The organism is Nonomuraea phyllanthi (genome assembly GCF_006334985.2).
In the GTDB taxonomy this organism is placed as follows: domain Bacteria; phylum Actinomycetota; class Actinomycetes; order Streptosporangiales; family Streptosporangiaceae; genus Nonomuraea; species Nonomuraea phyllanthi.
The window spans coordinates 86518-111037 of the sequence record NZ_VDLX02000013.1 but is presented as its reverse complement, the minus strand read 5'-3'; the positions used below and the strand labels follow the sequence as shown (position 1 = coordinate 111037).

The window sequence follows — 24520 nt, the reverse complement described above, 5'->3', positions numbered from 1 at the left end:
GAAAACCGCCGCTAGCTTACCCGCGCTGGCTCGAGGAACAGCGCCTCGACCAGGTCGCCGCACCATTTCAGCAGGTCGAGATCGCGTAGCGGCTGCCCTCCGAGCGGCTTGGTCTTGGGCACCGGCACCAGCAGCGTCTCGGCCGCCTGCTTGTATATCGCCTTCTTGTACAGCCGGTCGAGCCTGACCTGCTGCGACTCGCGCAGCCTCGCGGGGCCGAACTTGATGTTCTGGGCCTGCAGCGTGACGTCGGTGAGCCCCGCCTGGCGCGCCTTGATGCGGAACCTGGCCACCTCCAGGAGGTTCTCGACCTCCGCGGGCGGCTTGCCGTAGCGGTCGCTCAGCTCGTCGCGCACCTCCTCGATGTCGGCGGGCGAGGCGATGGCGGCGATCCGCTTGTACGCCTCCAGCCGCAGCCGCTCGGAGGTGACGTAGTCGTGCGGGATGTGGGCGTTGATCGGCAGCTCGACCTTGACGTCCTGCTGCTCCTCGCGCGCCTCGCCGCCGTCGAGCTTGGCCTTCTGCTCCTGCACGGCCTCGGCCATCAGCCGGACGTACAGGTCGAAGCCGACGCCGGCGATGAACCCGGACTGCTCGGCCCCGAGCACGTTGCCCGCGCCGCGGATCTCCAAATCCTTCATCGCGACGTACATGCCCGCGCCCATCTCGGTGTGCTGCGAGATCGTGGCCAGCCGCTCGTGCGCGGTCTCGGTGAGCGGCTTCTCCGGCGGGTAGAGGAAGTACGCGTAACCGCGCTCCCTGCCGCGCCCGACGCGCCCGCGCAGCTGGTGGAGCTGCGAGAGGCCGTAGTTGTCGGCCCGGTCGACGATCAGCGTGTTGGCGTTGGGCACGTCGAGCCCGGACTCGACGATCGTGGTGGAGACCAGCAGGTCGTAGTCGCGCTCCCAGAAGCCGACCATGATCTTCTCCAGCTGGTGCTCGTTCATCTGCCCGTGCGCCACCGCGATGCGCGCCTCGGGCACCAGCTCGCGCAGCCGCGCGCCCACGCGGTTGATCGAGGCGACCCGGTTGTGCACGAAGAAGATCTGCCCGTCGCGCATCAGCTCGCGCCTGATCGCGGCCGCGATCTGCTTCTCCTCGTACGGCCCCACGAACGTGAGGATCGGGTGCCGCTCCTCCGGCGGGGTGAGGATCGTGGACATCTCGCGGATGCCGGTCAGGCCCATCTCCAGCGTGCGCGGGATCGGCGTCGCCGACATGGCCAGCACGTCGACCTGGGTGCGCAGGTGCTTCATCGCCTCCTTGTGCTCGACGCCGAACCGCTGCTCCTCGTCGATGATGATGAGCCCGAGGTCCTTGAACCTGACCTCGGGGCTGAGCAGCCGGTGCGTGCCGATCACCACGTCGACCGCGCCCGACCTGAGCCCTTCGAGCGTGCCCTTGACCTCGCCGTCGGTCTGGAAGCGCGAGATCGGCCTGATGACGACGGGGAAGCTGGAGAACCGCTCGGCGAACGTCGACATGTGCTGCTGCACCAGCAGCGTCGTCGGCACCAGCACGGCGACCTGCTTGCCGTCCTGCACGGCCTTGAACGCCGCCCGCACCGCGATCTCGGTCTTGCCGTAGCCGACGTCGCCGCAGATCAGCCGGTCCATCGGGACGCCGCGCTCCATGTCGCGCTTGACCTCGTCGATGGCCGCGAGCTGGTCGCCGGTCTCGGCGTACGGGAAAGCGTCCTCCATCTCCCGCTGCCACGGCGTGTCGGTGCCGAACGCGTGGCCGGGCGAGGCCATGCGCGCGGAGTAGAGCCTGATCAGCTCGCCCGCGATCTCCTTGACCGCCTTCTTCGCCCTCGACTTGGCCTTGGCCCAGTCGGCGCCGCCCATGCGGTTGAGCGTGGGCGCCTCGCCGCCGACGTAGCGGGTGACCTCGTCGAGCTGGTCGGTCGGCACGTAGAGGCGGTCGCCCTTGGCGTACTCGATGACGAGGTATTCGCGGGTGGCGCCCTGCACCGTGCGCTGGACCATCTCGACGTAGCGGCCCACGCCGTGCTGCTCGTGCACCACGTGGTCGCCGACCTTGAGCTGGAGCGGGTCGACCATGTTGCGGCGGCGCGACGGCAGCCGCCGCATGTCCTTGGTGGACGCCTTCTGCCCGACCAGGTCGAGATGGGTGAGCACGGCCAGCCCGGGGGTGATGAAGCCGTGCTCGATCAGGCCCGTCGTGACGTGGACGACCTTGGGCTCGGGCGCCTTGTCCAGGAAGCGCTGGAGCCTGGCCGGCACGTCGACGCCCTTGAGCAGCTCCACCATGCGCTCGGCCGGGCCGTGGCCCTCGCTGAGCAGCACGACGGCCTTGTCGTCGGCCAGCCAGCCCTTGATGTCGGCCAGCGCCTTGGCGGTGTCGCCGCGGTAGGCCTCGGAGTCCTGGGCGTCGAGCTCGACGCCGCCGCCGAACGGCGCCATCGTCCACCACGGCTGCCCCAGCACGTCGGCGTGGCCGCGGATCTCCTCCAGCGTGCGGAACGCCGCCGCGCCCAGGTCGATGGGCGCCTCGCCGCCGGCCGCCGCGTTGATCCAGGAGGCCTCCAGGAACTCCTGCGAGGTGCGTACGAGCTCCTCCGCCCGCCCCCTGATCCGCTCGGGATCGCACACGAACACCGCGGAGCGCACCGGCAGGTGGTCGAGCAGCAGGTCCATCTCCCCGGCCAGCACGGGCGCGAACGCCTCCATGCCCTCGACCGGCGTGCCCTCGGCGAGCTGGTCGAGCACCTCGGCCAGCGCGGGGTGCTCCTCGGCCAGCTCCCGCGCCCTGCCCCTGACCTCGTCGGTCAGCAGCAGCTCCCGGCACGGCGGCGCGAACAGGCCGTCCTCGGCCGCCTCCAGCGAGCGCTGGTCGGCCACCTTGAACCAGCGGATCTCCTCGACCGTGTCGCCCCAGAACTCCAGCCGCAGCGGGTGCTCCTCGGTCGGCGGGAACACGTCGAGCAGCCCGCCGCGCACCGCCACCTCGCCGCGCTTCTCCACCATGTCGACCCGGTGGTAGCCGTTGGTCACCAGGTTGGCGACGACCTCGTCGAGGTCGGCGTCGTCACCGGCCCGCAGCCTGATCGGCTCCAGGTCGCCCAGGCCCTTCACGATCGGCTGCAGCAGCGCCCTGACCGGCGCCACGATCACGCTGAGCGGCCCGGCCGCGGTGTCGCCCTTGACCGGGTGCGCCAGCCTCCTGAGCACCGCCAGCCGCTGCCCCACGGTGTCGCTGCGCGGCGAGAGCCGCTCGTGCGGCAGCGTCTCCCACGCGGGGAACACGGCCACGGAGCCGGGCTCGATCAGGCTCGTCAGCGCGGCGGCGAGGTCTTCCGCCTCGCGGCCCGTCGCGGTGATCGCGAGCACGGTGCGCTGGTCGTGCGAGGCCAGCGCGGCCACGCCGAACGGCCGCAGCGCGGTCGGCGCGATCAGCGCGACATCGCCGCCCTCTTCGAGAGCGGCGGTCAGTTTCGGGTCGGCGCGAACAAGGTCAAGCAGCCCGGAAAGACTCATCAGATACGCCCACAGCCCCACGACGGCAACACGACTACCCCCGGCCGGGTCAGGTCGCGGGGGTTCTTCTCAAGGGTACTCTCCGGCACACCTCGACCGGCCCCGGGTGACCGGGCGGCCGTGGAGCTCAGCCGACCCGGTAGCCGGGCACGGAGGGCCAGCGCACGGTGAGCACGGTGGACGCCTCCTCCGCGCGCCACGAATGGTCGACGCCCTTGCCCCACACCACGTAGTCCCCCGGCTCGGACAGCAGCACGCTGCGGCCCGGCAGCTCCACCCGGAACCGGCCGCTGATCAGCACGAGCAGGGCCGTGCGCTCCTCGCCCCTGACCCATTCCGCGCGCTCGTCACCCGGCGGGTGCACGCCCCACTTGATCTCCACCTCGTCGCTGTGCCGCGGATCGCCAGGGGGTTTGAAGTGGCCCAGCAGCCAGCCCCGGTCGCCGGCGGCGTCGATGCCGGCGTTGCCCACGTAAACCCCGTCGTCACCCCTGTCGTTCACGGTGTCGTCCACGGTGTTGTTCGCGGTGTCGTCCACGGTGTCGTTCACGGGCAGGATGCTAGCCGGGAAATGCCTTACGGAAAGAACTCGATTGATTACTGTAGGTGACATGTCTGAGGTGCGATCAGTCGCCGAACGAGGCGACCTCTTCGGTCAGCGGGTCCGCGAGCACTGGGCGAGCCTGCTCGGCAGACGGCTCGACGTGCTGGTCGCCGGCTGCGCGCACGACGAGCCGCTGGCCCTCGACCGGATCGAGACCAGGGTCACCGGGGCCGACGAGGACCACCCCGCGATCAGGGCCGTGCTGGCGGAGCGCGCCGACCTGGTGTCGTGGTCGCTCGGCGACCTGCGCAGCGTGCCGCTGGCGCCCAGGTCGTACGACGTGATCCAGTTGTCCTTCCTGCTGGAGCGCATCAGGCACGCGGAGCTGGTGTTCGACCGGCTGCTGCAGGCGCTGCGCCCCGGCGGCCTGGTGCTGCTGCGGATGCGCGACCGCGGGTCCGCCTACGGCCTGCTCGACCGGCTCACGCCGTCGTGGTCGCGCCGCCTGCTCTGGCGCCTCATGGTCACCCCCGGCACCCCCGGCCCGCTCCCGACCGTGTACGAGCCGCTGACCTCCAGCGACGGCATGCACGCGTTCTGCCTCAGCCGCGGCCTCCTGGTCACCGACGACATGCGCAACGTCAGCGGGCCGGCCCGCAGGCGCAGGATCACCGGAGCGGCGGTCGCCGCGGTGGCCAGGCTGACCAACGGCCGCTACCCCGCAGGCCACGACGAGATCACCATGGTGATCAAGAAGCCCCAGCACCACTTCGCCCGGCTCCTCTAGCGGCATCCCCGCATCAATCGGTAGACTCCTTCCCCACCAATTTAATCGGAATAGTTGGGATGTTGGAGACGTGGAGTGGACCCCGGACGCGCGCGAGCTGGCCGACCTCGAGCTGCTGCTCTCAGGCGCCTTCGAGCCGCTGACCGGGTTCCTCGGCCACGATGACCTCCACGCCGTGCACGAGCGCGGCACGCTGACCGACGGCACCCCGTGGCCCGCGCCCGTCACGCTGCGCCTGCCCGCCGACGTCTCGCCGGGCGACGAGGTCACGCTGCTCGATCCGGAGGGGCTGCCGCTGGCCGCGCTCACGGTGACCGCCCACGAGCCCGATGGGCTGACCTCCGGCCCCGTCAAGGGCCTGGGCGAGCCGGAGCACGGCCCGTTCGCCCGCCTCCGGCGTACCCCGGCGCAGGTCAGGGCGGAGCTGGGCGGCCGGCCCGCGCTCGCCGTCACCCTGCGCGGGCCGCTGGACGACCTCTCCGAGATCACGGCCACCGCCAAGGAGCTCGGCGCGGTGATCATGCTGCTCCCCCTCTCGTACGGCGAGCCCGGCCCCGCCGTCGTGCGCGCCGCGCTGCGCGCCAAGGAGCAGCTGCCCGAGGGCACGATCGTCGTCCCCGTGCCGCTGGCGCCACGCGAGGAGCCGGAGATCGACCTGGAGCTGCGCGAGCACGTCGCCACCGCGTACGGCGCCACCGAGCACCTCGCAGGCCCCGACCCCGTGCACATCCCCGGCCCGCCGCACCGCCGCGGACTCGTGGTCTTCTTCACCGGCCTGTCCGGCTCCGGCAAGTCCACCATCGCCCGCGGGCTGCGCGACGCGCTGCTGGAGATCGGCACCCGCACGGTGACCTACCTCGACGGCGACGTGGTGCGCCACCTGCTGTCGAAGGGCCTGACGTTCTCCAAGGCCGACCGCGACCTGAACATCCGCCGCATCGGCTTCGTCGCCGCCGAGGCCGCCCGCCACGGCGGCCTGGCCATCTGCGCGCCCATCGCCCCCTACGCGGCCACCCGCGAGGAGGTGCGCGAGATGGTCGAGTCGGTCGGGGCCGACTTCCTGCTGGTGCACGTCGCGACGCCGCTGGAGGAGTGCGAGCGGCGCGACCGCAAGGGCCTGTACGCCAAGGCGCGCGCCGGGCTCATCCCCGAGTTCACCGGCGTCTCGGATCCGTACGAGGAGCCCGACGACGCCGACCTGGTGATCGACACCACGCACCTCTCGATCGACGCGGCCGTCGCCCAGGTGCTGGGCACGCTGCGCTCGGGAGGCTGGGTACGGTGATCGACTTCGCGCTGATCGGCGGGTCGTTCCTCGTCGCGATCGTGGTCGGGCTGACCGGCATGGGCGGCGGCGCGCTCATGACGCCGATGATGATGCTGTTCTTCAACGTCCCGCCGCTGGCCGCCGTCTCCAGCGACCTGGTCGCCTCGGCCGTGATGAAGCCGGTCGGCAGCCTGGTTCACCTGCGCCGGGGCACGGTCAACCTGCGCCTGGTGGGCTGGCTGTGCGCGGGCTCGGTGCCGGCGGCATTCTGCGGGGTGTTCCTGGCCCGCGCGTTCGCGGTCGGCGACGCCGTCACGTACGCGCTGGGCGTGGCGCTGCTGCTGGCCGTGGCGGGCATGGCCGTGAAGAGCTGGATCGGCGCGCGGGGAGGCACGTCGAGCACGCACGACATCGTCGTGCGCCCAATTCCGACCCTACTGGTCGGTACGGTAGGCGGGCTGGTCGTCGGCGTCTCGTCCGTCGGATCCGGATCGCTGATCATCGTGGCCCTGCTCGCCCTCTACCCGGCGCTCAAGGCCAACCAGCTCGTCGGCACCGACCTCGTCCAGGCCGTGCCGCTGGTCGCCTCGGCCGCCCTGGGGCACCTGCTGTTCGGCGACTTCCAGGCCGACCTCACGCTGTCGCTGCTCATCGGCTCCATCCCGGGCGTCTACCTCGGCGCCAGGATCTCCTCGCGCGCCCCCGGCGGCCTCATCAGGGCGCTGCTGGCCATCGTCCTGCTCGCCTCCGCGCTCAAGCTGCTCGACGCGGGCACCGTGCTCACCGTGTGCGCCCTCGTGGCGGCCACGCTCGTCACCCTCGCGATGTGGCGCTTCAGGGCCGGGGGACGGGTGTCGCGCGGAAGTAGGGATCCCGAGCCAGTTCGGTGAACGCCCGCTCGGCGCTCGTACCGGTGTCGAAGCTGGTGTCGCCGCGCGGCGCGTGCGGCGAGTCGAAGTACAGCAGCGCCTTGATCTGCGGGTAGCGCTTGATCTGCCGCCGCACAGACTCGAAGAACGCCCGCTTGAACGACCGGTCGTCCGCCCGCTCGAACACCCCCCACTCGGCCACCATGACCGGCTTGCCGGGGAAGCGGGCCTGCATCCACCGGTAGAAGCCCGGCCAGTCCGGGTATTCCTTGCGGGTCTTGTTGACCAGGCCCTCGAAGTCGTCCACCCGGTGGTCGGCGTACGGGTCCATGGCCACCCAGTCGACCACGTCGTCGCCCGGGTAGAGGTCCTCGAACCAGGGCTGGGCCGCCCAGTTGGGCGCCCCCATGTACGTCATGACCATGACCGCGTTCTTCACGCCCTGGTCGCGCAGCCTGAGCACGACGTGCCGGTACATGGCCGCGTAGTCGGTGGCCCGCATGCCCGAGCCCGACGAGGGGTCCACGTCGTTCTCCGGCTCGTGGTGGAGGGTGAGGAAGAACCGCTCGGGGAAGGTGCGCCGGAGGTACTGGGCCAGCCGGTCGATCCTGTCGTCGAGCTTGCCCTCGGCGATCTCGGCCCACGTGCGCGAGAGCGACGGCTTCCAGTTGATCATGAGCAGCCGGGGCCTGGCCGGGTCGCGGGCCAGCCTGACCTCCGCCTCGGTGGGGAACAGCTCGCTGCCCCGGTGGTAGACGTGCACGACGTCGGCGGCGGCCCCCATGCGCGCCTCCGCGCCGTGCAGCGCGTGCTCCAGCGGAGCGCCGGTGAAGACCTCCGGCGCGATGCCCCACCAGGCGCCGCAGGACGGGATGAGCTTGGAGGTCGCCGTGCAGGACGGCGCCCCCGACGGCTCCTTGATCGACACGGGCGCCCGCGCGTTGGAGCCCTCGGCCGTGGAGCAGGCGGCCAGCGCCACAGCGACGGCCAGAACGAGCACGGTGTTCGTGGTGGTTCGCGAAATTCCCCGTTGTTGCAAAGCCTTTCAACCCCCTCGTCGAATGACCCCCGCCTATCAAACCTGAACCTTGCCATGTCATTCCTGGAACTTCAGCCAGTGTCCCGAGTATCTCCAGCTCGTTGCGGGTAAAGCCCGCAGGAGAATTTCCGGACATTTCAATTCATGTACCGTTTTACCTTGTCCGCTGCTGGAGAAAATCTCGCTTATTCGGCTCGGGTGATAATCGTCCGCCCTATAGTGGGCGCACATCTCGACGCAATTCCAGGAGACCCTCCCCCATGAGCTCCGGCACCGACCTGCACGAGCACCTCGCCCTGCTGCGCAGGCGATGGCTGCTCCTGGTGGGCTGCGTCGTGTTCGGCGGCACGGCCGGCCTCGCGCTGATGCGGCTCACGCCGCCCTCCTACACCGCGACCACGCAGGTGCTCGTCACGCCGGTCGGCGTGCCGGAGCAGACCAACCAGGTGACGGGCCGCCAGCGCGAGTCGCTCAACCTCGACACCGAGGCCCAGGTCGCGCGGTCCGCCGTGGTCGCCGCGCGGGCGGCCAGGGCGCTGCGGGTCGAGGAGCCCGAGCCGGTCGAGGTGTCGGTGCCGCCCAACTCGGCGGTGCTGTCGATCACGGTGACCGCCTCCGACGCCGCGCTCGCGGCCACCCAGTCCCGCGCGTACGCCCAGGCATATCTCGACAACCGCCGCGAGAGCGCGCTGGCCGCCCTGACCAAGCAGCAGCGGGCCGTGCTCGCCAAGCTCAAGCAGGTCAACACCGCCATCAACACCGTGATCAAGCAGCTCGGCACCCTGGCCAGGGGCAGTGCCGAGCACGCGATCGCGTCCCAGCGGCAGGGCGTGCTCAACCGGCAGGCCGCCGGGCTCGCGGTGAAATACGACCAGCTGAGGACGGTCACGCTGACCCCGGGCACGGTGATCAGCCAGGCCCAGCCGCCGGAGACGCCCAGCGCGCCCAGCCTGCCCCTCTACCTCGGCACCGGGATCATGGCCGGGCTGCTGGCAGGCTCGGCCGCCGCCTACACCCGCGACCGGCTCGACCGGCGGCTGCGCACCGCCGCCGACGTCGAGCGGCTGACCGGCCTGCCCGTGCTGGGCGACCTGTCCGGCCCGCGCGGGCCCGGCACGGGCCACGACCTCGCCTGCGCCGCGGTGGCCGCCTGCCCGGGCAAGCGGCTGCTGGTCCAGACGCTCCCCGCCGGCCTGCACGAGGCGGCCCAGGCCGACCCGGTGCCCGTCAGCGTCCCGCTGACCGTGCTCGACGGCTCCGACGTGCGCGACCTGTCCCGGGCCGACGCGGCCCTGCTGCTGGTCGGGCTCGGCCGCGCCGGCGCCGACGAGGTGGCGGCGGCGGTCCTGCGGCTCGGCAGGCACGACGTCCCGGTCATCGGCGCGGTCACCGTCACCGACGCGCTGCCGTCGTTCGTGCCGCTGCTGGAGCCGCGCACGCACACCCCGCTCGGCAAGCTGGTGGCGACCGGCGAGCTGGAGGTGAGCGCGCCGGCCGAGACCACGCCCCTGCAAGCCGGCCACCTCCAGGCGAGCCCCCTGCAGACGGGCAGCCACCTGCCGGCGAGCCATCTGCGCCGCCCCGGCCAGCCGACGTGATGCCCCCTATGTCGGGGCCCACGCCCGTGCGGCGCGTCCAGCGACCCGCTTCCGTGCGGCCGGGCAGGGCGCCCTCGCAGCCCAGCAGCGCGCCCTCGCCCGCGCAGCCGGTCGCCGCGCCCCCACCGGCGTGGCCGGTCCCGGCACCCTCGTCCGGGCGACGGCCCCCGATGTTCCCGCTCTCGTGGCGGGTCCCGGTGCTCTCGCCCGCGTGGCCCATCGCGGCGCTGCTCGTCGGCTATCCGGTCTGGTGGGCCCTGGGGTTCGGCGGGCTGGCGGTGATCGTGCTGGCCGTGCCGATGGCGGTGATCCTCTGGCGGCGCCGGCCGATCAGGGTGCCGCGCGGGTTCGGGTGGTGGGTGCTGCTGATCTGCGGCTACCTCCTGAGCGGCCTGATGCTGGGCGAGATGCCACCGGGCACGTACGGCGAGCTCGGCCCCGGCCGACTGGTCGGCTACGCCATGCGGCTGGCCCTCTACGTCGCCGTCCTCGTCATGGTGCTCTACCTCGGCAACCTGACCGAGCGCGAGCTGCCGCAGCTGCGCCTGGTGCGGATGCTCGGCGTGCTGTTCGTCACGACGATCGCGGGCGGCCTGCTCGGCGTGTTCTACCCGTCGTTCTCGTTCACCTCGCCGCTGGAGCTGGTGCTGCCCGACTGGGCCGCCGGAAACTCGTTCGTCCAGAACCTCATCCACCCCACCGCCGCCCAGACCCAGAAGGTGCTGGGGTTCGCCATGCCGCGCCCCGAGGCGCCGTTCGAGTGGGCCAACGCCTGGGGCAACAACGTGTCGGTGCTGCTGGTCTGGTTCGTGGTGGGCTGGTGGACGTACGGCGGGGCACGCCAGAAGGTCTTCGTCGCGGCCGTGCTCGCCCTGGCCGCGATCCCCGTCGTCTACTCCCTCAACCGCGGCCTCTGGATCGGCCTCGGCCTGGCCCTGGTCTACCTCGTGGTCCGGCTCGGCGGGCGCACCAGAGTGGCGCTCTGCGCGGCGGCGGCCGTCGCGGCCGTGGCGTTCGCGCTGAGCCCGCTCGCGGCGCTGTTCGCGCAGCGGCTGGACAAACCGCACTCCAACGACATCAGGGCCTTCACCGTGTCGGCCACCGTGGCCGCCGCCGCCCACTCGCCGATCATCGGCTACGGCAACACCCGCAACGCCATGGGCAACCATCGCACGATCACCACCGGCCGCACCCAGTGGTGCGACGGCTGCGGGCACCCGCCGCTGGGCAGCGACGGGCAGCTCTGGCTGCTGCTCATCACGCAGGGGTTCACCGGGGCGGCCCTTTATGTCGCGTTCTTCGTGGGCGCCATCCGCCGCCACTGGTCCGACCGCAGCCCCGTCGGGCTGGCCGGGGTGCTGGTGATGGGGCTGGTGCTGCTCTACATGTTCGTCTACGACGGGCTGGTCACACCCCTCAGCCTCTATCTGATCTCGTTCGCCCTGCTGTGGCGCAACCGTCTGGGAGACCTTTCGTGAACGACGCCGCCATCCGGCTCGGCTACCTCGCGGAGACCGTGCGGCTGCTGTATCCAGGGCCCGGCTCGCCCCGGCCCTACACCGTCCTGCCGCACGCCGCCGTGCCCCGGCGGCTGGCGCCGCGCCGCTGGTGGCATCCGTGGTCCTCGGTCATGGTGCCGGGCGAGGGGTCCATCGCGGCGCACCTGAGCGAGGTGTTCGGGCGATCCGTGGAGACCGTCTTACACGTACGCCCGGCGCTGCGGGCCAACCGCAAGCCCATCCTGGAGGTCCGCGCGGGCGGCCGGCGGCTGGCGTTCGTGAAGATCGGTGACAGCGCGCGGGCGCGCTCGCTGATCACGGCGGAGGCGGCGGCCCTGCGCAGGCTCGCCGCATCTTCCCTGGCCACGGTCACCGTGCCGGACGTGCTGCACCACGGCACCTGGCGCGGCCTCGCGGTGCTGGCGCTGTCGCCGCTGCCGGTGCGGCGCGGCCGGGTGCCGGGCCCGCTGCTGGTGGCGGCGGTCAAGGAGATCGCGGCCACCGGTGGCCCGTGCGCGGCCTGGCACGGCGATCTCGCGCCGTGGAACATGTGCCCCTCCCCCGACGGCCGGCTGCTGGTGTGGGACTGGGAGCGCTACGAGGTCGGCGTCCCCTACGGCTTCGACCTCGTCCACCACTTCTTCCAGCGGGCGCTGCGCAGGATGGCCCCGCCGGTCGCGGCGCGGGCCTGCGTGGCGCGGGCCGTACGCGAGCTCGCGCCTCTGGGGTTGTCGGCGGCGGTGGCCAGGCAGACCGCGGTGCGCTACCTGATCGCGCTGGCCGACCGGCACGCCGCCGACGGCCACGCCCCGCTCGGGCCGCCGCACACCTGGCTCAACCCGGCCGTCGACCACGAGGAGCTGCTCACATGAGAGCCGTGAAGCGGTCGGTGCTGTCGTTGTCGCGCACCACGGGGCGGCTCACGTCGGGGATGCGGGTGCTGCCGTCGTTCCTGATCGCGGGGGCGCAGCGGTGCGGCACCACGTCCCTCTACCGGGCGCTGGCCCAGCACCCGCTGCTGCTCAAGCCGGTGCTGCACAAGGGCGTCCACTACTTCGACGTCGGCTACGACAAGGGCCTGTCCTGGTATCAGGCGCACTTCCCGTTGCGGGCCAGCGCCGGGCTGGTCGAGCACCGGTACGGCGAGCGGGCGCTGGCGTTCGAGTCCTCCCCCTACTACCTGTTCCACCCGCTGGCCGGAGAGCGCATCGCGGCCGACCTGCCCGGCGTGCGGCTGATCGTGCTGGTGCGCGATCCGGTCGAGCGTGCCGGCTCGGCCCACGCGCACGAACTGGCCAGAGGGTTCGAGACCGAGTCGCACTTCGAGTCGGCGGTCGAGCTGGAGCCGTCGCGGCTGGCCGGGGCCGAGGAGCGGTTGCGCGCCGCGCCGTTCTCGGTGCACCATTCGCACCGCCACCACGCCTACGTGGCCCGCGGGCGCTACGCCGACCAGCTCGACCGGCTGGAGTCACTGGTCGGGCGCGAGCGGATCCTGGTGCTCGACAGCCACCGCTTCTTCGCCGAGCCGGAGGCCGTCTACGACCGGGTGCTGGAGTTCCTGGGGGTGCCGCAGCTCGGCTACCCGGCGTTCGAGCGGCACAACGGCCGCGCCCTGCCCCGGCCGGTGCCGCGCGAGCTGGAGCGGGCGCTGCGCGAGCACTTCGAGCCGTACGACGCGCGGCTCGTGCGGTGGCTGGGCGGTGAGCCTTCGTGGCGGCGTTGACCTCGGCCATCCGGCGCGGCGGGATCGCGGGCGTCTCGGGGGCGGCTTTCGGGGCCTTCGCGCAGTTCGTGCTCGTGATGGTCGTGACGAGGGCGGTCCCGCCCGGCGACGCGGGCGCGTTCTTCGCGGTGACCGCGCTGGCGCTCATGGCGTCCGGGATCGCCAAGCTGGACGCGGGGAACGGGCTCGTGTACTTCGTCGCGCGAGCCAAGACCTACGACTATCTCGGCATATCCGGATATATCCGGGCGGCTCTCGTGCCGTGCGTGGTGGCCTCCTGCCTCGCGGCGGCCCTGCTGCACGCGAAGCTCGGCCCGGTGGCGGCGCTGCTGCCCGTCATGGTGGCCTGTGACGTGCTGCTGGCCGCGACCCGGGGGTTCGGGTCCATGCGGCCCACGGTGCTCGTGGACGGGGTGCTGGTGCCGTTCGCGCAGCTCGTGCTGGTGGCGGCGGTCTGCGCGGCGGGGGCGGTGTCGTGGTTGCCGCTCGCGTGGGGGGCTCCGTACGCACCGGCCCTGGTGGTGGCCTGGACGGCACTGCGCGGCCGGGTGCCGCGCACACCGTACCTGCCCGGCACCGTGCGCGACCTGTGGCGCTACACGGCTCCCCGGTCCGTGGCGGGGGCGATCCAGGCGGTGTTCCAGCGACTGGACATCGTGATCGTCGCCCTCCTCGCCGGTCCGGCGCAGGCCGCCGTCTACACCGCCGCCACCCGGTTCAAGGTCGTCGGGCAGCTGGTGGGGCAGGGGCTGGCGCAGGCCGTACAACCTCGGCTCGTCACCGCGCTCGCCGCCGGCGAGCGGGCCCGCGCCGCCGAGCTCTACCAGGCCGCCACCGCCTGGCTGGTGCTGCTGACCTGGCCGGTGTGGCTCGCCTACGCCGCGCTGGCGCCGTGGCTGCTGCGCCTGTTCGGCCCCTCGTACGGCTCCGCGGCGCCGGTGGCGCTGGTGCTGGCCGGCACGATGATGGTGGCGACGGCCTGCGGGATGGTCGACGTGGTGCTGACGTCCGCCGGGCACACGGGCAGGAGCCTGCTCAACCTCGTGGCGGCGATCACCTGCACGGTGGCGCTGGACGTGGCCCTGATCCCGGCGCACGGGGCGTTCGGGGCGGTGCTCGGCTGGTCGGGCGGCGTGCTGGTGAAGAACCTGCTGCCGCTCTGGCAGCTCCACCGCCGCTACGGCCTCCACCCCTTCGGCCGCCACACCCTCCCGGCCCTGCGAGGAAGCGCCGCCACCTGGAGGACGGCGGCGAAGCAGAGCGTCCCGGCGACCGAGCCGCCTCACGGAGTCAGACCATGAACCCGGGGAAAGGCGCCACGGCCTGGAGCCCGGCGGTGCGGGAGAACGCCCCGGAGCGCGAGCCGGGTCGCAGTGCGGGGTGCGCGGTCATGAGCGAGCCGCCGGCCGGCGACGCGGCGCCCGTGCTGGTGACCGGGCTGCCGAGGAGCGGCACGAGCTGGACGGGCAAGATGCTCGCCGCCGGCCGCGACCTCGTCTACGTCAACGAGCCGCTCAATCCACAACACCCGCCGGGCCGCTGTCCCGGAGTGCTCAGAGCCTCGGTGACCCACCGGTTCCAGTACATCTGCGACGACAACGCCGCCGACTGGCTGCCGGCCTTCCGCGACACCGTGGCCCTGCGCTACCGCTGGCTCTCCGAGCTGCGCGCGAACCACTCCCCGTACGACCTGGCCCGCCTCCTTCGCTACGGCACCGCCTTCACCCTCGGCCGCCTGACAGGCCGGCGGGCGCTGCTGGACGACCCGTTCGCGGTGCTGAGCGCGGGCTGGTTCGCCGCGCGCCTGGGATGCCGGGTGATCGCGCTGGTGCGCGACCCGGTGTCGTTCGTGGCGAGCTGGCAGCGCCTGGGGTGGACGGTCTACTTCCACGAACTGCTGGAACAACCCCTGCTGGTGCGCGACCACCCGGAGCTGCTGGAACTGCGTGCCCTCGTCGGCTCCCAGGACCGCGTGCTGAAGGCGGCGCTGCTGTGGCGGGCGACGCGCACGATCCTGGAGCGCACGCCCGGCGTCCTCGTCACCTCGTACGAGTCGCTTGCTGCCGACCCGCTGACGGGCTTCCGCCGCCTGTACGATCACGCGGGCCTGACCTGGACACCGCTCGCCGCCCGCCGCATCACCCGAGCCTGCACGGGGCCGTCGTCCAGGGCCCGCACGGGGTTCGCCTGGTCAGGACTGTCCCGCACGGCCTTTCACCGCATGGACTCCCGCCACGTACTGTCCGACCCGGCCCGGGGACTCAGCCCGGAGGACGCAGCTCGAGTGCGCGCCCTCACCACCTGACACGACGGGCCTGGATACGCGCCCTCACCTTTTGACGGCGGCTCGGGACACGCGCTTCCACCACTCGACACGGCCAACTCGGGGCACACGCCTTCACGACCTGTCTCCGACATCGAGATGCGCGTCACTCCAACGTCGGGGTGCGCCCCCTCACGGCCTCACTTCGACATCGAGACGCGCCCTCACGACCTGACTTCGGGCGATGGATGAGTGTTCTCGTGGCCTGACCGGGCGACTCCGACGGGCACCCTCATGACTTGACCGACCGGCTCGGATGCTCCCTTGCTCCCTCGCTGCCGGGCTCGGGCGGCCAGGCTGGTGGCCAGCAGTCGTGCCGCGAACGGCAGGTCGTCCACCAGGTAGCGGCGGGCCAGCCGCGCCGGCTCGCACCCCAACCGGAACGCCCACTCCAACCCGATCCGCCGCATCCATCCAGGCGCCCTGGGAACCGTGCCGGCAGCGAACGCGATCGCCGCCCCGCACCCCAAGAACCACGCCTGCGGCAGCTCCTTGCGGAGCTCGGCGATCAACAGGTCCTGCCGGGGAAACCCCAGCCCCACGAACACGAGTCGCGGCCGCGCCTCGACCACCCTCCTCCGCACTCGTGCACTGCCCTCGGGGGTGGCGTCGAAGTGGTACGGCGGTGCGTGCACCCCGCACACGTCCAGCCCCGGGTGGCGCCCGGCCAGCGCCTCCGCCGCCTTGCGCGCCGCACCCGGCGGCCCGCCGAGCAGGTAGACGGGCCAGCCCCGGCGCGCGGCGAGCCCGCTGAGCGACCAGATGAGGTCCGCGCCCGTCACCCTTTCCGGCACCGGCGTGCCCAGCAGTTTGGCGGCCCACACCAGCGGCATGCCGTCGGCCACCACCAGTTCTGCGGTGCACACCAGCTCGTTGAGGATGGGGTCTTCGGCGCTCGCCCGGCAGATGTCGACGTTGGGGGTGACGATCCGTCCACCCCTGCCCGCCTCCAGCTCGGCCCCCACCCACCGGACCGCCTCTTCCTCGGTGAGCGCGTCCACCCCGATCCCCCCGACCCGCACCCGACGCGCGGCCGTGACCGCTGCCCTGCGGGTGACGGGCCGCGCATACGACAAGCGCTTTCCCCCTTCGGCTGCTCCCGCTTGATCGCCGCACGACGGCGCTGCGAACGTGTCCCCCGGCGAGGTGCACGCGTCAGCCGGCGCCACACTCGGGCACCCCTCGTTCGTACGCAACTCGCTCAAGCGCATCTCGCTCAGGCGCATCTCGCTCAGGCGCATCTCGCTCGGGGGCACCTCCCTCAGGGGCGTCTCAGTCGGGTGCGTCTCGACGGGAGAAGGCGAGATGGCGGCCTCCATGGCGAACCGAAGCGAGAGCGAAGTGGACGTTCGAGGCTGGGTCAAATGCCGTGCCCCCGTCGGTGCAGGGCGGCGAGGACCGTGGAGGCGGGCACCAGACCGGCCGCCACCGCCAGGGCGATCGGGGCGCGTGGCTCGCCCGGGCGGGTCGCCGCCGAGCGCAGCGCCCAGCGGGCGGCCTCGCGACGGTGGCCGAGTGCCGCGTGGCCGAAGGCCAGCTGGCCGTAGACCCGCGCCGCGCCGCGTGGATCCACGGCCAGTTCTGGGTGCCGGGTGAGCATCCAGTCGAGCCCGGCAATGCGGTCGGCCCAGCGGGCGACATAGTGGGATCTGCCCCAGCGCACGCGGACCAGTGGCCGGTCCACGTTGACGATCGGTTGCCGCTTGGCGGCGCGCAGGGCGAGGTCCCAGTCCTCGTTCTGGCCGTTGGGCGCGCTCTCGTCGACCCACAGGGCGCCCCGCTCGAACACGAACGTCGATGAGTGCACCATCACCATGCGCGACCGGATCAGGTCGCCGGCGGTGATCGTGTCACGACCGGCCAGACGGGGCACGACCCGCTCGCGCCCGCCGTACGACACCTCGATGCCGCAGCTCGCGAACCCCGCACCTCGGTCGAGCAGGGCGTGTACCTGGGCGGTGAGCTTGCCGGGCAGCCAGACGTCGTCGTCGTCGCAGAAGGCGACGAGGTCCGTGTCGCAAGCGGAGATGCCGGTGTTCCTGGCCCCCGGCAGCCCGGGGGTGAGCGCGTTGGGCAGGACCCGTACGGAGGCGGGCGTTTCGACGGACCCAGGGTCGGGGCCGTCGGCGACCACGACCACGGACAGGCGCCCCGGGTAGTCCTGCGCCAGCGCCGACTCCACGGCCTCGCACAGCTGCGCCGGGCGGTCGCCCCGCGTCGGGATCACCACGCCCACCGACGGAGTCACGAGGCCTCCCGGTATCCGTAGCGGACCCGGAGCGGCCACGTGAGCGCGTCGACCAGCCGCCGATCGCCGGCACGCAGCTGCGTCGTCCAGACGTCGTCGCGGCGGAGCTCGATCCGGCCCACGTGGAAACGCATCGGGTTGCCGGAGGCGGTGTGAGAGGTCCCGAGCCAGGCCGTGTGCCCGTCGAGGAACTGCAGGTCCGACTCCCCTGAACCGAGACCGAGGCCGAAGTCGGAGCTGAGGCCGGGGCCGGAGCGCGAACCGGAACCGAGGCCGCGGTCGCGGCTCAGACCGAGATCTGGGTCGAGATCGGAGCTGAGGTCGGAACCGGGGCCCGAGACGAGGCCGAGGTCGGAGCGCCCGACATCGGAGCTCAGGTCCGAGCCCGGGCCTGGGACGAGGTTGAGGTCGAGGGCCAACGCTCGTAGGGTGCGCCCCGGGTCGGCGAGCAGGTCCTCGTAACGGATCCTGGTGACGCGGGCGCCCCGCCCCCGCAGGAGCTCGAGGGCGGTGTTCTGGGCCGTCCAGTGGAGCGCAGTGCGGGCGGGGCCCCACCGGGTCATGGGCCGTCCGTCCTCGGGACGCCGCACGGTCCTCGCCCAGGAGTGGGCGACCGCGCGCGGGTCTCTGACGACGTGGACGACGCGTACGTCCACCCCGCCGGCCACCAGGCAGCAGGCCAGCGAGGCGTGCTTGCTGGAGTCGATCACGACCGGGGCGCCGGTGGCCTCGTAGAGCAGCCGGTACGCCTGGACGTACTCGGCCAGGTCAGGATGCGCGATCCGTGTGATCCTGCGGGTGCGGTCGACCCGACGCCGCAGCGTCAGGACCCTCCCCACCAACGCCTGGGTCCATCCGCCGAACGCGCGCTCCCCCACCTGCCGCCAGAACGGACAGGCCGGAAACGGCGTACCGCACCCGCAGAGCTCCTCCGCGAGCACCCCCCTCTCCCATAGGTGCACTACCTCCCCGAGCGCGACCACGCCGGGCAGCTCGCCCAGGAGTCGCTCGAGCAGTGTGGTGCCACTGCGACCGAGTCCTCCCAGGAAGATGACCCGGGTGGTGGTTGCGCGGTCGGTCACGGAGGAGAGCCTTCGCATCGTGAACACGGACTGCGAAGACTCTATCGCGGAGAGTAATCAGAGGGTCAGGAAACGGCGAAAGGATCTACCTAATGCGCGTCGATCACCATGCCGGCGCCGACGGTGCCGTTGGTGGCCTCGTCGACGAGGATGAAACCGCCGGTGAGCCGGTTGCGGGCGTAGTCGTCGACGAACAGCGGCTGCGTGACCCGCAGCGACACCCGCCCGATCTCGTTGAGGCCGAGCGACGTCGCGTCTTCGTCGCGGTGCAGGGTGTTGACGTCGAGCCGGTAGTGCAGGTCGCGGACGAGGGCTCGGGCGGTGCGGGTGGTGTGCTTGATCGTCAGCTTGGAGCGCGGCGTCAGCTTGAGGCCGTCGGCCATCCAGCAGACCATCGCCTCGAGGTCCTGCGCCACCTGCGGCTGGTTGTTGGGTCGGGCGATCATGTCGCCGCGCGAGATGTCGAGGTCGTCCTCGAAGCGCAGCGTCACCGACATGGGCGGGAACGCCTCCTCCACCGGCCCGTCGAACGTGTCGATCGAGGCGATGCGCGTCGTGAGCCCCGACGGCAGGTGCACCACCTCGTCGCCGGGCTTGAGCACGCCGCCCGCCACCTGGCCGGCGTAGCCGCGGTAGTCGTGGAGGGCGTGGTCGTTGGCGCGCTGCGGGCGGATGACGTACTGGACGGGAAAGCGCACGTCGACCAGGTTGCGGTCGGAGGCGATGTGCACGTTCTCCAGGTGGTGCAGGAGGGACGTGCCGAGGTACCAGGGCGTGTTCTCGGAGCGGGAGACCACGTTGTCGCCGTTGAGGGCGGAGATCGGGATGAACGTCAGGTCTCCGACGTTGAGCTTGGACGCGAACGCGGTGAACTCATCCCTGATCTCCTCGAACCGCTCCTGGGAGTAGTCGACGAGGTCCATCTTGTTGACGGCGAGGACGAGGTGGGGCACGCGCAGCAGCGAGGTCAGGAACGCGTGGCGCCGCGACTGCTCCAGGACGCCCTTGCGCGCGTCGATGAGGATGATCGCCAGGTCGGCCGTGGAGGCGCCGGTCACCATGTTGCGGGTGTACTGGATGTGGCCGGGCGTGTCGGCGATGATGAACTTCCGCTTGGGCGTGGCGAAGTAGCGGTATGCCACGTCGATCGTGATGCCCTGCTCGCGCTCGGCCCGCAGGCCGTCGGTGAGCAGCGACAGATCGGTGAATTCGGTGCCCCGGTCGCGGGAGGTGCGCTCGACCGCCTCCAGTTGATCCTCGAAGATCGCTTTGGAGTCGAAGAGCAACCGTCCGATGAGGGTGGACTTGCCGTCGTCGACGCTTCCCGCCGTGGCAAAGCGAAGAATGTCCATTAGAAGTAGCCTTCCCTCTTACGGTCTTCCATCGCCGCCTCGGAGGCGCGGTCGTCGGCCCTGGTGGCCCCGCGCTCGGTGATCCGGGTGGCCGCGATCTCCTCGATGATCTCCTCGACCGTGGCGGCCGTGGACTGCACCGCGCCGGTGCAGGTCATGTCACCCACCGTGCGGTAGCGCACCACGGCCTCGAACAGCGGCTCGTCGTCGCCGCGCCGGACCACCTCGGCGTCGGGCAGCAGCATGCCGTCGCGCTCGAAGACCTTGCGGGTGTGGGCGAAGTAGATGGAGGGGATCTCGATGCCCTCCCGCCGGATGTAGTCCCAGATGTCGAGCTCGGTCCAGTTGGACAGCGGGAAGACCCGGATGTGCTCGCCCTTGCGGATGCGCGAGTTGTAGAGGTTCCACAGCTCGGGGCGCTGGTTCTTCGGGTCCCACTGGCCGAAGTCGTCGCGGAACGAGAAGACCCGCTCCTTGGCGCGGGCCTTCTCCTCATCGCGGCGGGCGCCGCCGAAGACCGCGTCGAACTCGTGCTCCTCGATCGCGTCGAGCAGCGTGGTGGTCTGCAGCCGGTTGCGGGAGGCGCGCCGCCCGGTCTGCTCCACGACCCGGCCCTGGTCGATGGAGTCCTGGACGCTGGCCACGACCAGCCGCGCGCCCAGCTCGGCCGTGCGACGGTCGCGGAACTCGATGACCTCGTCGAAGTTGTGGCCGGTGTCGACGTGCATGAGCGGGAAGGGGATGGCCGCGGGCCAGAACGCCTTCTCCGCGATGCGGAGCATGACGATCGAGTCCTTGCCCCCGGAGAAGAGCAGACAGGGACGCTCGAACTCGGCCGCCACTTCGCGCATGATGTGAATGGCCTCGGCTTCGAGCACGTCGAGCTGCGACGTCGTGTAGTCGCGCTGGAGCATGGGCGCTTCCTCCGGCGGGTTTAGCGGTGCAGGTCCCGAATCCCGGCGAGCAATGATGTCGCCAGCTCAGGTAGGGAAACCAGGATATCGGGTAGTGAGGGGTCGGCTTGGTTGTAGGTCAGCTCCGAGCCGTCGATTCGGCTCGCGTGGGCGCCCGCGGCCAGCGCCACGGCGACCGGCGCGGCGGAATCCCACTCGTACTGGCCTCCGGCGTGTACGTACGCCTCGACCTCGCCGGTGAGCACCGCCGAGATCTTCGCCCCGGCGGACCCGATGGGCACGAGGTCGGCCCCGACGAGGTAGGCGAGCCGGCGCACGAACTCGGGCGGCCGGGTGCGGCTCACCGCGATGCGGAAGCGCCCCCCGTCGTGGGAGGGCGGCTTGGGCGGGTCGGCGGTGGTCAGCGTGCGGCCCTGGGCGGGCAGCGCCACGGCGCCGGCGGTCAGCCTGCCGCGCTCCCACAGCGCCACGTGCACGGCCCAGTCGGTGCGGCCCTCTCCGGCCTCGCCCTGCTCGCGCTCGCCGTCGGGATCGGCTCGCCGCTCCGAGAACTCGCGCGTGCCGTCAAGGGGGTCGACGATCCACACGCGGTCGGCGCGCAGCCGGCGCGGGTCGAGGCGCTCCTCGCGGGTGGCCTCCTCCGACAGCACGCTGTCGCTCGGCCGGAGCCTGGCCAGCGACTCCATGAGAAAGACGTGGGAGGATCTGTCGCCCTCGGCCCGCAGCGCGGACGAGTCGGCGAATCCCATGCGTTCACGGACCCGCAGCAGCCGCTCTCCCGCTTCTGTCGCCAGATCGGCGGCGAGTGCGTGGTCGTCGCGAATCGTCATCAATATGCTCCTTGCCCGCGGGCGACGGCCGACCAAGTCTTCCACAGGATCTGGAGGTCGAGCGTGAGGGACCAGTTCTCCACGTAACGCAGGTCGAGACGTACGGATTCCTCCCACGATAGGTCAGATCTGCCACTGACTTGCCACAGTCCGGTCAAGCCAGGCCGTACGAGAAGCCGTCTGCGCACATCATCACCGTAACGTGCCACCTCGTCGGGCAGCGGCGGGCGGGGGCCCACGAGCGACATGTGCCCGAGCAGGACATTGAGCAGCTGGGGCAGCTCGTCGAGCGAGTGGCGGCGCATGAGCGTGCCGAGCGGCGTGACCCGCGGATCGTTCCTGATCTTGAAGAGCACGCCCTCGCGGTCGCTGACCAGGGTGATCTTCTGCCGCTCCGAGCCGCGCCGCATGGTGCGGAACTTCAGGATCGTGAAGAGCTTCCCGTCTCTGCCGACCCTGGTCTGCCGGAACAGCGCGGGCCCCGGGCTCGTCGCGCGCACGGCCACCGCCAGCCCCGCCAGCACGGGCGCGAGCAGCACCAGCAGCGCGACGGCCACCAGCCGATCGAAGACGTTCTTGACCAGCTGTCGGGCCCCGGCCAGCTCCGGGTGCTCCACGTGGAGCAGCGGCAGCCCGGCCACCGGTCTGATCATGGTACGCGGCCCCGCCACGTCCATCAGCGCGGGCGCCACCACCAGCTCGGTGTGGGTGCGCTCCAGCCGCCAGGCCAGCCGCCGCAGCGCCTGCCCGTCCATCTCGGGGCAGGCCAGCACGGCCACGGTGTCGGCGGCGAACTGCTCGACCACGATCGGCACGTCGCTGAGGTCGCCGGCGACGGGCACCTCGCCCACGCGCTCGCCCGGCACGCCGCCGGGCAGGCACGCGGCCACGACCTGCATGCCGTGATGGCGCTCCCGCCGGAAGAAGCACACCAGCTCCTCGACGGAGGCGGCGTGGCCGACCGCGACGACCTTGCGCATGCACTGGCCCGCAGCCCTGCGCCGGTGCAGGGAGCGGCGCAGCGCGTATCGAAGGAGCAGCGTGAGCAGCGTGACCAGCGGCAGCGCGAGGACGACGTAGCCGCGGGCGACGTCGGTCTTGGTCACGTAAGAGGCGATGGCGGTGCCCGCGGTCAGCGCCACGCCCGACTGCACGACCCGGCGGAACTCCTCGGAGCCGACGCCGAGCATGCGCGGCTCGTACGCCCTGCTGAGCGCCACCGCGCAGCCCCACACCACCGGCAGGGCCAGGCTGACCAGAACGTAGGGCAGCACGTAGGGGGTGAACTCACCGAAGCGCACGTAGAAGGCGATGCCGGCGCCCGCCCACGCGCCGCAGAGATCGGCCAGCACGGCCCGCAGCCGGTAGGAGCGGACCCAGAACGGCGTGCGCGGGCTGACCCGCCAGGAGGCCACCTGGCCCGGTCTGACGACGGTCATGAGTCCCTCTCCGCGCACGGGTGCCTCCAGGTGGCCATTCGTCGACGACGGCCCGGATCTGGCACCAGCCGCACCGCGGCCAGGCCGGTGCGTTCACTCCCACAACAATGTCACCGAGCGTAACACATCAACCACGAAGAGGTATGCGATTCCCCTCGGCCGTGCCCCCACGTGCCGTCGGAAGGGGGAAGATCAGCGGGGAGGCCCGGAGATGTGCAGGTCGGCGCGGTGGAAGTCGTTCTGGGTGGCTTCGAGGCCGCGGGTCATGAGCGACTCCACGATGTCGGCCGCCCGGTCCACGAGGAACGGCAGGTCCTTGCGCTCCATGGTGGCGAAGTCCCTGAGCACGAAGGTGGCGGGGTCCATGCGGCCGGGCGGGCGGCCGATGCCGAAGCGCACGCGCAGGTAGTCGCGGGTGGCGAGGACCTTGGTGATCGACTTGAGGCCGTTGTGGCCGTTGTCGCCGCCGCCCAGCTTGGCCCGCAGCGCGCCGTACGGCACGTCGAGCTCGTCGTGGACGACGATCAGCCGCTCGGGGCCGATCTTGTAGAAGTCGGAGAGCGCCTTGACGGGCCCGCCGGAGAGATTCATGTACGTGAGGGGCTTGGCCAGGATGGCGGCACGCGTCTCGCAGACCTCGGCCCTGCTCTTGTGCGCCTTGAACCGCCCGCCTGCCCTGGCGGCGAGCTCGTCGAGCACCATGAAGCCCGCGTTGTGCCTGTTGCCCGCGTATTCGGGCCCGGGATTGCCCAGTCCGGCGATCAGCCAGCGATCCATTCGCACCCCTTACAGCGGAACGGGGCGGCTCGCGTGCGGCCGCCCCTGTTCGCGTGAGTCACTACTCGGCGGCGGCCTCGGCGCCCTCGCCCTCGGCGGCCAGGCCCTCGGCGGCCTCCTCGCCCTCCGCCGGCGCCTCGACCGGCTTGGCGATGACGTTGAGCACGACGGCGTCGGCGTCGACGGCCAGCGTGGCGCCCTGCGGGAGACGCAGCTGGGCGGCGGTGACGGAGGCGCCGACCTCCAGGCCGTCGACGTCGACCTCGACGCCGGTCGGGATGTGGGTGGCCTCGGCCTCGACGGCGACGGAGACGAGTTGCAGGTCGATCAGGCCGTCGGGGTTGATGTCGCCGACCGTGGTGACCGGGATCTCGACCGTGACCTTCTCGCCGCGCTTGACCAGCAGCAGGTCGACGTGCTCGACGAAGCCCTTGATCGGGTCACGCTGCACGCCCTTGGGCAGGGCCAGCTCGTCGACGCCCTCGCCCGCGAGGTGGATCAGCACGTTGGGCGTGCGGAGGGCGAGCAGCACCTCGTGGCCCGGCAGGGTCAGGTGCTTGGGGTCGATGCCGTGCCCGTAGAGAACGGCGGGCACCTTGTCGGCGCGGCGGATCTTGCGGGCCGCGCCCTTGCCGAACACGGTGCGCGGCTCGGCGGCGATACGTACTTCAGACACGACATCTCCTAGGGATGCTTTGCGGGGATCGGTCGTCGGCGCTCTCCCTCACC

General features: G+C 71.7%; 21 protein-coding genes. 9 read left to right on the top strand and 12 right to left on the bottom strand.

The features are described 5' to 3' along the window. Positions 1-11 precede the first annotated feature (11 nt). Entirely contained in the window at positions 12-3500 is a 3489-nt protein-coding gene (gene mfd, locus FH608_RS31465; protein WP_139635956.1) for a transcription-repair coupling factor, read from the bottom strand. A gap of 127 nt (positions 3501-3627) precedes the next feature. Further along, positions 3628-4002 carry a cupin domain-containing protein gene (locus FH608_RS31460; RefSeq protein ID WP_139636105.1) on the bottom strand — a complete coding sequence of 125 codons (375 nt, stop codon included), beginning with the start codon at positions 4000-4002 and terminating at the stop codon, positions 3628-3630. A 109-nt stretch (positions 4003-4111) separates the two neighbouring features. Between FH608_RS31460 and FH608_RS31455 the strand changes: the two genes are divergently transcribed. The 3 genes from FH608_RS31455 (at position 4112) to FH608_RS31445 (ending at position 6988) form a co-directional block, all read left to right on the top strand. After that, positions 4112-4831, top strand: a complete 720-nt coding sequence (locus tag FH608_RS31455) for a class I SAM-dependent methyltransferase (RefSeq protein ID WP_139635955.1) — start codon at positions 4112-4114, stop codon at positions 4829-4831. Positions 4832-4901: 70 nt separating this feature from the next. Then, entirely contained in the window at positions 4902-6116 is a 1215-nt protein-coding gene (gene cysC, locus FH608_RS31450; RefSeq protein WP_139635954.1) for an adenylyl-sulfate kinase, read from the top strand. Then, positions 6113-6988 carry a sulfite exporter TauE/SafE family protein gene (locus tag FH608_RS31445; protein WP_139635952.1) on the top strand — a complete coding sequence of 292 codons (876 nt, stop codon included), beginning with the start codon at positions 6113-6115 and terminating at the stop codon, positions 6986-6988. The genes cysC and FH608_RS31445 overlap by 4 nt, the downstream gene beginning before the upstream one ends. On the opposite strand, the gene FH608_RS31440 is transcribed toward FH608_RS31445, so the two are convergent. After that, positions 6933-7967 (bottom strand): glycoside hydrolase family 26 protein, encoded by a 1035-nt coding sequence (locus tag FH608_RS31440; RefSeq protein ID WP_226900072.1) that lies wholly within the window; start codon positions 7965-7967, stop codon positions 6933-6935. The genes FH608_RS31445 and FH608_RS31440 overlap by 56 nt on opposite strands. A gap of 299 nt (positions 7968-8266) precedes the next feature. On the opposite strand from FH608_RS31440, the gene FH608_RS31435 reads away from it, so the two are divergent. The 6 genes from FH608_RS31435 to FH608_RS31410 all read left to right on the top strand — a co-directional run bounded on the left by FH608_RS31435 (position 8267) and on the right by FH608_RS31410 (position 15131). Further along, on the top strand, positions 8267-9604 hold the full coding sequence (locus FH608_RS31435; RefSeq protein ID WP_139635949.1) for a Wzz/FepE/Etk N-terminal domain-containing protein: 1338 nt from the start codon (positions 8267-8269) through the stop codon (positions 9602-9604). A gap of 170 nt (positions 9605-9774) precedes the next feature. Next, entirely contained in the window at positions 9775-11082 is a 1308-nt protein-coding gene (locus tag FH608_RS31430; protein ID WP_226900071.1) for a hypothetical protein, read from the top strand. Further along, complete coding sequence (locus FH608_RS31425; protein WP_139635947.1) at positions 11079-11975, top strand: hypothetical protein; 897 nt, start codon at positions 11079-11081, stop codon at positions 11973-11975. The genes FH608_RS31430 and FH608_RS31425 overlap by 4 nt, the downstream gene beginning before the upstream one ends. Then, positions 11972-12826: a sulfotransferase domain-containing protein gene (locus tag FH608_RS31420; protein WP_139635946.1), complete on the top strand. Its 855-nt coding sequence runs from the start codon at positions 11972-11974 to the stop codon at positions 12824-12826. Before FH608_RS31425 ends, FH608_RS31420 begins: the two co-directional genes overlap by 4 nt. Continuing rightward, positions 12814-14127 carry a lipopolysaccharide biosynthesis protein gene (locus FH608_RS31415; protein WP_226900070.1) on the top strand — a complete coding sequence of 438 codons (1314 nt, stop codon included), beginning with the start codon at positions 12814-12816 and terminating at the stop codon, positions 14125-14127. The genes FH608_RS31420 and FH608_RS31415 overlap by 13 nt, the downstream gene beginning before the upstream one ends. After that, positions 14124-15131 (top strand): sulfotransferase, encoded by a 1008-nt coding sequence (locus FH608_RS31410; RefSeq protein ID WP_226900069.1) that lies wholly within the window; start codon positions 14124-14126, stop codon positions 15129-15131. Before FH608_RS31415 ends, FH608_RS31410 begins: the two co-directional genes overlap by 4 nt. Before the next feature lie 182 nt (positions 15132-15313). On the opposite strand, the gene FH608_RS31405 is transcribed toward FH608_RS31410, so the two are convergent. From FH608_RS31405 to FH608_RS31365, 9 genes are all read right to left on the bottom strand, one after another. Further along, entirely contained in the window at positions 15314-16225 is a 912-nt protein-coding gene (locus FH608_RS31405; RefSeq protein WP_226900068.1) for a WecB/TagA/CpsF family glycosyltransferase, read from the bottom strand. Between the two features lie 284 nt (positions 16226-16509). Next, complete coding sequence (locus FH608_RS31400; RefSeq protein WP_139635944.1) at positions 16510-17397, bottom strand: glycosyltransferase family 2 protein; 888 nt, start codon at positions 17395-17397, stop codon at positions 16510-16512. Then, positions 17394-18479, bottom strand: a complete 1086-nt coding sequence (locus tag FH608_RS53075) for a sulfotransferase (protein WP_226900067.1) — start codon at positions 18477-18479, stop codon at positions 17394-17396. Before FH608_RS53075 ends, FH608_RS31400 begins: the two co-directional genes overlap by 4 nt. 89 nt (positions 18480-18568) lie before the next feature. Beyond that, the gene (cysN, locus tag FH608_RS31390; RefSeq protein ID WP_139635942.1) at positions 18569-19831 is read right to left on the bottom strand and encodes a sulfate adenylyltransferase subunit CysN; all 1263 of its coding nucleotides are present in this window, start codon (positions 19829-19831) and stop codon (positions 18569-18571) included. After that, positions 19831-20745, bottom strand: coding sequence for a sulfate adenylyltransferase subunit CysD (gene cysD, locus FH608_RS31385; protein ID WP_139635940.1), 915 nt, complete (start codon positions 20743-20745; stop codon positions 19831-19833). The genes cysN and cysD overlap by 1 nt, the downstream gene beginning before the upstream one ends. 20 nt (positions 20746-20765) lie before the next feature. Then, positions 20766-21575 (bottom strand): 3'(2'),5'-bisphosphate nucleotidase CysQ, encoded by an 810-nt coding sequence (locus FH608_RS31380; protein ID WP_193318730.1) that lies wholly within the window; start codon positions 21573-21575, stop codon positions 20766-20768. Then, positions 21575-23014: a sugar transferase gene (locus FH608_RS31375; protein ID WP_139635936.1), complete on the bottom strand. Its 1440-nt coding sequence runs from the start codon at positions 23012-23014 to the stop codon at positions 21575-21577. Before FH608_RS31375 ends, FH608_RS31380 begins: the two co-directional genes overlap by 1 nt. Before the next feature lie 192 nt (positions 23015-23206). Continuing rightward, positions 23207-23791 (bottom strand): aminoacyl-tRNA hydrolase, encoded by a 585-nt coding sequence (gene pth, locus FH608_RS31370; RefSeq protein ID WP_139635934.1) that lies wholly within the window; start codon positions 23789-23791, stop codon positions 23207-23209. A gap of 61 nt (positions 23792-23852) precedes the next feature. Then, entirely contained in the window at positions 23853-24467 is a 615-nt protein-coding gene (locus tag FH608_RS31365) for a 50S ribosomal protein L25/general stress protein Ctc (RefSeq protein WP_139635932.1), read from the bottom strand. Between the last annotated feature and the right edge of the window lie 53 nt (positions 24468-24520).

Bases quoted from the DNA above. Each gene is read 5' to 3' on its own strand.
- FH608_RS31455 (WP_139635955.1), top strand. From the start codon at position 4,112: ATGTCTGAGGTGCGATCAGTCGCCGAACGAGGCGACCTCTTCGGTCAG.
- mfd (WP_139635956.1), bottom strand. From the start codon at position 3,500: ATGAGTCTTTCCGGGCTGCTTGACCTTGTTCGCGCCGACCCGAAACTG.
- cysN (WP_139635942.1), bottom strand. From the start codon at position 19,831: ATGGACATTCTTCGCTTTGCCACGGCGGGAAGCGTCGACGACGGCAAG.
- FH608_RS31420 (WP_139635946.1), top strand. From the start codon at position 11,972: ATGAGAGCCGTGAAGCGGTCGGTGCTGTCGTTGTCGCGCACCACGGGG.
- FH608_RS31380 (WP_193318730.1), bottom strand. From the start codon at position 21,575: ATGACGATTCGCGACGACCACGCACTCGCCGCCGATCTGGCGACAGAA.
- pth (WP_139635934.1), bottom strand. From the start codon at position 23,791: ATGGATCGCTGGCTGATCGCCGGACTGGGCAATCCCGGGCCCGAATAC.
- FH608_RS31430 (WP_226900071.1), top strand. From the start codon at position 9,775: ATGTTCCCGCTCTCGTGGCGGGTCCCGGTGCTCTCGCCCGCGTGGCCC.
- FH608_RS31435 (WP_139635949.1), top strand. From the start codon at position 8,267: ATGAGCTCCGGCACCGACCTGCACGAGCACCTCGCCCTGCTGCGCAGG.
- FH608_RS31410 (WP_226900069.1), top strand. From the start codon at position 14,124: ATGAACCCGGGGAAAGGCGCCACGGCCTGGAGCCCGGCGGTGCGGGAG.
- cysD (WP_139635940.1), bottom strand. From the start codon at position 20,745: ATGCTCCAGCGCGACTACACGACGTCGCAGCTCGACGTGCTCGAAGCC.
- FH608_RS31375 (WP_139635936.1), bottom strand. From the start codon at position 23,014: ATGACCGTCGTCAGACCGGGCCAGGTGGCCTCCTGGCGGGTCAGCCCG.